A 6749-nucleotide genomic window follows, 5' to 3' on the forward strand; every position below is an offset into this window, starting at 1 on the left:
GCGTGCTGTTCGCAGCCGCGGGACGGCGCTCGGGGGTATGACGCTGCCCAACTGCCCCGCACGACACGGTGTTTACGCCCGGGCGGCGGGGGCGATGTCGTGCCGGGCCCGGTGCGGGCGTCACCCGAAAAGCCGTCACCCGTCCGGCCCCCTCCCATCGGGCGTCCGGACCGCCCGGAGACCGCGCGGCCACAGCCCGTGCCCGGCCTTCCGGCCCGCGCCCCGCCGGGCCGGGTGCCTATGGTGAGACGTGATCAGTCGCGACACCGAACGCCGTCGACCGGCCCGCCGGCCGGGGTACGCGGCCGCGGCGGGCGTCTTCGCCGTCGGCATGCTGGGCACCACCCTGCCGACTCCGCTGTACGGGTTGTACCGCCGGCAGATCGGGTTCTCGGAACTGATCGTCACCGTGGTCTTCGCCGTCTACGCGGTGGGCGTCATCACCGCCCTGCTGGTGGCCGGCGACTTCTCCGACGTGCTGGGGCGGCGCCCGGTGCTGCTGTGCGCGCTCGCACTGGCCGCGCTCAGCGCCGTGTGCTTCCTCTGCGAGGTCGGACTGCCGCTGCTGTACGCGGGCCGGGTTCTGTCGGGGTTCTCCGCGGGCCTGCTGAGCGGCACCGGGACCGCGGCCGTCCTGGACCTGGCACCTCCCGAGCGAAGCGCACGCGCCGGTTTCGCGGCGACCGCGGCCAACATGGGCGGCCTCGGACTCGGTCCCCTCGTCTCCGGTGCACTCGCCGAGTACGCGCCCTGGCCGCTCAGGCTGCCTTTCCTCGTCCATCTGCTGCTTCTGCTGGGCGCTGCCGTGGTCGTCCTTCTGCTGCCCGAGACCGTGCGCCGCGCCGGCCCCCGCCCCCCACTGCGACCGCAGGGCATGAAGGTCCCGCCCGAAGTGCGCGGAGTGTTCGCACCTTGCTCCCTCGCGGCCTTCGCCGGATTCTCGCTGCTCGGCCTGTTCACCGCGGTCGCCCCGGCCTTCCTCGGCCAGACGCTCGGCGAGCGCAATCTGGCGGTGGTCGGAGCCGTCGTCTTCTCCGTGTTCTGCGCCTCGACCTGCGGGCAACTGCTTCTGGGGCGCGTCGGGACGCGCACGGCGCTGCCGCTCGGCTGTCTGGTGCTCGTCGCCGGTCTCCTCCTCGTCGGAGCCTCGCTGCTGCTGGCGTCGCTGCCGGTGCTCCTCGTGGGGGCCGTGACCGGCGGCGTGGGGCAGGGTCTGGCGTTCCGGGCGGGACTGACCGCGGTCAGCTCCGCGGCGCCCGACGCTCACCGGGGCGCCACCATCTCCGCCTTCTTCGTCGTCGCGTACGTGGGCATCTCGCTGCCCGTCGTCGGCGTTGGAGCCCTGGCCGTGACCCTCGGAGTCCGCGATGCCGGCCTGGTCTTCACGGGCTGCGACACCCTCCTCGTCGCCGTGGTGGGCACCATCCTGTGGCGCCGGCCGCCCCCGCCGTCCTGACCGGACCTGGCCGTGCCCCGTCACAACGGCACGCCGGGGCGGGGCGCAGTGCGGCTCCGTCACTCCGACGGCCCCCTGTGACCCGATCGGCTCATGCGGCCGGGCCGGCCGCCCCGGATGGGTGAACACTCGGGTCACAAGGACCCCGAGCAAAGCGAGAAGGGCATGAGAGCATCTGCGATCCACGGCATACGGCGCCGCATACGCGGCGTGCAGGTCACCGCGGCCGGGTCTGCCCTGGCCGTGTGCGCCGTCTGGGCGGCCCCCGCCGAGGCGGCCGACACCGCCCCCGGCACCAAACCCACGATCGTCCTGGTGCACGGGGCGTTCGCGGACGCCTCCAGCTGGAACGGGGTCGTCGAACGGCTGGAACGCCAGGGCTACCCCGTCGTCGCCCCGGCCAATCCGCTGCGCGGGCTGTACAACGACGCCACTTACATCGCCTCGGTGCTGGACGGCATCAAGGGGCCGATCGTGCTGGTGGGTCACTCGTACGGCGGTGCGGTGATCAGCACCGCCGCGGCCGGGAACAGCCGGGTGAAGTCGCTGGTGTACGTGTCGGCCCTGATGCCGGACAAGGGTGAGACCGCCATGTCGCTGGCCGGCCGGTTCCCGACCGAGCTGGCCGGCGCGACACGGTCCGTTCCGTTCCGGGCCGGTGGGGGAGTGACCGGCACCGACCTCTACCTTCAGCCGGACAAGCTGCACCGGATCTTCGCCGCCGACCTGCCGGAGCGCACGGCGAGAGTGCTGGCCGCGACCCAGCGGCCCGTGAGCACGGCCGCCTTCTCCGAGAAGGCCGAAGTGGCGGCCTGGCGTACCCTTCCGTCCTGGGCCCTCGTCGCGAAGCAGGACCGGACCATCAATCCGGCCCAGGAGCGTTTCGAGGCGCGCCGCGCGGGTTCGCACACAGTGGAGATCGACTCCTCCCACGTGGCCATGATCTCCCACCCCGACGCCGTCACCGGTCTCGTACTCCAGGCCGCCAAGTCGGCCGGCTCCGCGCCGTGACTCTCCGGGTTCCTGCGGGCGCCCGAGGTGGTGAACAAGGCCCGTCGCCCCGTCACATGACGGCATGTCCCACGGTCGCCGGCGTCGGCTCCTGCGGATGTGCCGGCCGGCCGCGATCCGGGCAGGCGACTCCGGATCACGGGGCCGCCGCGGCGGCGAGCTGGTCGGACAGGCGGTGGGCCTGGGCCAGCAAGGTCCCGTAGGTCGCCAGAAGGTCGGGATCCTCCGGCGCCGAGCCGTGCAGCCGGTGGCGGAGTCCGTCGAGCGTTTCCCGCAACTCCCGCACTGCATCCTGGAAATCCCGCTCGCAGCGGTGGCCGAACCGCATCAGACCGTAGAGCCGGACCGCCTCGGCGGTCCGCCGCAGAAACTCCGCGTACCGCTCGGCGAGTTGCGGATGCGGCCGGGCCTGCGGGGATTCGTCCCCCGCCACCTTCAGGACGGTCCGCGTCACCTCGGCGGTGTGCACGGCAGCGTGGTCCAGCACCACGATGGCGTCGTCGTACTCCTTGCCCGGCGCGGTGACACGGGGGCGCCGGCGCAGGTTGATCCGCAGGCTCTCCCTGCTCCAGACGAGCGCCGCGCGCGCCTGGTCGACCAGGCGTTGCAGGCGCAGGGCCCTTTCGTGCCGGGCCGCGGCCTCCTCGGTGTCCCACCGGCTCCCGGCCAGGGCCCGGGCCACATCCCGCAGGATGTGATGCGCCTCGTCGGCGGCGTCCCGGAGCGCGGCGCGGCTGTCGCGCAGATACACCGGGGGCCGGATCAGCGCGTTGACCGCGATCCCGACCGCGGCCCCGAAGAGCGCCTCGGCCATCCGGGCCGCCGAGGTGGCGACCGTGACCGGGGAACTGGTGAGGACGAACAGCGCGCCCGTCGCTGCGTAGATCCCCTGGCTCCCCAGACGCTGCCAGTTGCCCAGCAGCACGGCGGTGGGCAGGACCAGCGCCATCGCCACCATGGTGTCGTCCAGGGCCAGCGCTACCGCGGTGGCGATGACGGTGCCGGTGGCGATCGCCGCCAGCTGTTGCAGGCCGTGGGCGATCGACCGGTACACGGTGGACTCCACCAGGACGACCGCAACCCATGGCGCCACGAACGCCACCGGCGCCTTGAGCCACCAGCCCGCCACCGCCCACGCCACCCATGCGGCCAGCGCCGCCTTCACCGCCTGCGCTGCAAGATCCCGCTCCCGGCCGGGTGCCGCGGCCGCCTGTCGTACCGCATGTGCCCCGGCCTGCAGATCACCCCGCAGGGCCCGCATGCGTCGTGCCATCCGTCCCATGACAGCCTGGGTGCCACCTCAGGCGCGAGAAATGCACCGCTGTTGCACAACTCATGAGTGCCGGTCCTTCACAGGCAACGCACGGGTCACCCTTGCCGTCCTCCGATGCGACGTGGCTTCCCGGGGAGACCCGGCGATCCGGAGGAGGAGAACACTGTGATCCGTGCCCGGCGCACATGGGCGACCGCAGCGGCGGTACTCGCGGTGATGGGAGCGCCGACAGCGGCGGCCCAGGCCCAACAGCCCCATCAGCAAAGACCGTTAGCCACCTCGGCCGACACCGGCGACACGCTGCCTCCCCGCTGGCGGATCACCGGCGAAGGCACCCGCCGTCAGCTGGTGTGGCGGTCCGACGCACGCGTGCCCATGGGGAACGCCCGCGTCGAGTTCTACGCCGGAGACCGTCTGCTCGGTCTGCCGAGAGCCGCCCAGGACGGGCATACGTTCCGGCTCGCGCTCGGCCATGCGCGCCCCGACTCCCTGACACACCTCGAAGTGCGGGCAGGGGGCCGCCGGCTCGACGCGAGGGACGGCGCCTCCCGAATACCGGCGGACGATTCGGCGGGCGGGGCGCCGGCCGCGCTGCCGGCGAACCCCGTCGACCCCGGCACCCCGGGCCGGTACCGCACCGTCACCGGCGAGTACACCCTCCCCTCCGTACGGCTGCCGGGCTTCCCGGCGCCCGTGGAGATGAAGGCCGTGGTCGTGGCGCCGACCGGAGCCACCGGCCACCGCCCCCTCGCGCTGTTCCTGCACGGTCGTCACTCCACCTGCTACGCCGGGAACGAGGCGACCGGCGCATGGCCGTGCCCGGCCGGCGCCCGCCCCGTGCCGAGCTACCGGGGCTATCTGCGGGACCAGAAACTCCTGGCCTCCCAGGGGTATGTGACCGTGTCCGTCTCCGCCAACGGAATCAACGGGCAGGACTTCGCCGCGGAGGACGGCGGAGCGCAGGCCCGTTCCTCGCTCGTACGCCTCCACCTCGCCCGCTGGGCGGACTGGGCGGCCCACCCCGGCACGGCGCCGGCGGCGGTGCGCCGGGCGCCGCGCGCCGATCTGTCCCGTGTCCTGCTCGTGGGGCACTCACGGGGCGGCGAGGGCGTCAACCGCGCCGCCATGGACAGCCTGGACGCGCCGCCCGCCGGGCAGGACGGCTACCGGGGCCCGGTGCGCTGGCGCATCCGCGGCACCGTCCTCATCGGTCCGACGATCTTCGGGCAGAACCCGGTCGCGGACGTGCCGTCGGCGACGATCCTGCCGGGCTGCGACGGCGACGTGTCCGATCTGCAGGGCGAGGTGTACGTGGACGGCACCCGTGGGGTCAGCCGCGGTACCGCCCTGCACAGCGCCGTGTACGTGGTGGGCGCCGACCACAACTTCTTCAACAGCGAGTGGACTCCCGGGCAGGCCCAGGCGCCGGCCGAGGACGACTTCTTCTCCGGCGACCAGCGGGACCGGGTGTGCTCACCGGGCACCGCGACCCGGCTGACCGCGGCGCAGCAGCAGAAGGCGGGTGCCACGTACATCGCGGCGGCGGCCCGGCTGTTCGTCGCGGGCGACGACCGGGCGCGTCCCCTCCTGGACGGCTCGAACCTGCGGGCGCCGTCGGCGGACCCGGCGCGCGTGCTGACGCACGCGGTGGGCGCGCGCCGCACCGGAGCCTTCCTTCCGGACACCTCGGTCACCGTGCACGGAGGCCGGCTGTGCGCCGCCGTGGACCCGGACCGGGCGACCGCCTGCCTGGACTCCGCCACCCCCGGCGCGTCGCCGCACTTTGTCCGGTGGGAGACCGACAAGGAGGCGGGGCGCCGGGCGGTGATGCTGGCCTGGTCGGCGCCGGGTTCCGCGGTACGGGTACGGAATGCGCGGCCGGTGTCGCTCGACGGCGCCAAGGCACTGTCCCTGCGTGTGATCGTGCCGCCCGGCAGCACCGGGACACAGCTGGACGTCGCCGTCGCCGACGCCTCGGGGCACCGGGCGACGCTGGGCCGTGTCCGCGTCGACGGTCTGCCCGGAACGGACCGGACCGCCTCGTACTGGGCCCGGGAGGTGCGTGTGCCGCTCACGGCCGCGGCCCGGGCCGGAGTGGACCTGCGCCGGATCGGCACCCTTGAGCTGACACCGCGCAACCGCAGCGGCCGGGCATGGCTGATGGACGCATGGGGCTGGCGGCCCGGCACTCCCGAGGTACGGCCGGCCCCCCTGGCCCGCGTCGACCTCGGCCGGCTGAACGTCAAGGAAGGGAACTCCGGAACCCGCACCTACCACGTACCGGTCCGGGTCTCCGGTCACGGCAGCGGCCAGGTGCGGTTGTATGTCGCCGACCCCGTCACCGGAAGGGCCACGACCCGGCTGGTGACCGTGCGGCCCGGCACCGGCGGCATCGACGTACCGGTGCAGGTGACGGGCAACACCCGCTTCGGCTACGGCGTGGAGCACGACGTCTTCGTGAAGGCGGTCAGGGGATCCGTGGTCGGTTCGCACCGTGGCGGAGTGACGGTGGAGAACGACGACCCGATGCCGACGATCACCATGACTCCCCTGGCCGACAAGGTCACCGAGGGGCAGAGCCTGAAGTGGCGGGTCACGCTGTCCGCACCGGCCGACACGCAGATACCCGCGGTGTTCGACGTGCTGCCGGTCTCCGGCAGCCCCGAACTGTCCACCAAGGACGTCGATCCGCAGTGGCTGCTCGCCAACTCCGGTAAGGACCCGGACCCGGAGCGGCCGCTGTCCCGGGTCGAGCAGTTGTCCGTGTGGACGGAGGTGCCGCCCGGGCAGCTCAGCACCGAAGTGGCCGTGCCCACGATCGGGGACGCGGTGGCCGAACCCACGGAGTCCGTTCGCCTGCAGCTGACCGACGGCACCGACGGACCGCAGAACGGGCCCGTGGTCACCGGTACGGTGCTGGACGCCTCCTAGCCGGTACCGCATGAGAGGACGGGACCGCGGCCGGTGCGGGCCGCGGTCCCGTCCTCGGCGCGCAGACACGCCGACGGG

4 protein-coding genes are annotated in these 6749 nt (G+C 73.5%); 3 read left to right on the forward strand and 1 reads right to left on the reverse strand.

The genetic code is table 11. The annotated features are described in order from the left end of the window. Positions 1–253: 253 nt before the first annotated feature. Positions 254–1456 (forward strand): MFS transporter, encoded by a 1203-nt coding sequence (locus LZ604_RS24775; RefSeq protein WP_344414251.1) that lies wholly within the window; start codon positions 254–256, stop codon positions 1454–1456. A gap of 165 nt (positions 1457–1621) precedes the next feature. Beyond that, positions 1622–2467, forward strand: coding sequence for an alpha/beta fold hydrolase (locus LZ604_RS24780; RefSeq protein WP_234517663.1), 846 nt, complete (start codon positions 1622–1624; stop codon positions 2465–2467). A 136-nt stretch (positions 2468–2603) separates the two neighbouring features. On the opposite strand, the gene LZ604_RS24785 is transcribed toward LZ604_RS24780, so the two are convergent. After that, the gene (locus tag LZ604_RS24785) at positions 2604–3749 is read right to left on the reverse strand and encodes an FUSC family protein (RefSeq protein WP_425577889.1); all 1146 of its coding nucleotides are present in this window, start codon (positions 3747–3749) and stop codon (positions 2604–2606) included. Between the two features lie 156 nt (positions 3750–3905). On the opposite strand from LZ604_RS24785, the gene LZ604_RS24790 reads away from it, so the two are divergent. Further along, complete coding sequence (locus LZ604_RS24790) at positions 3906–6671, forward strand: alpha/beta hydrolase (protein WP_234517665.1); 2766 nt, start codon at positions 3906–3908, stop codon at positions 6669–6671. The last annotated feature ends 78 nt before the right edge of the window (positions 6672–6749 follow it).

Origin of the sequence: Streptomyces glomeratus (genome assembly GCF_021462825.1) — a bacterium.
GTDB lineage: Bacteria > Actinomycetota > Actinomycetes > Streptomycetales > Streptomycetaceae > Streptomyces > Streptomyces glomeratus.

What these genes read in the sequence shown, in the direction of transcription:
- LZ604_RS24780 (WP_234517663.1), top strand. Translation starts at nt 1,622, where the DNA reads ATGAGAGCATCTGCGATCCACGGCATACGGCGCCGCATACGCGGCGTG.
- LZ604_RS24785 (WP_425577889.1), bottom strand. Translation starts at nt 3,749, where the DNA reads ATGGGACGGATGGCACGACGCATGCGGGCCCTGCGGGGTGATCTGCAG.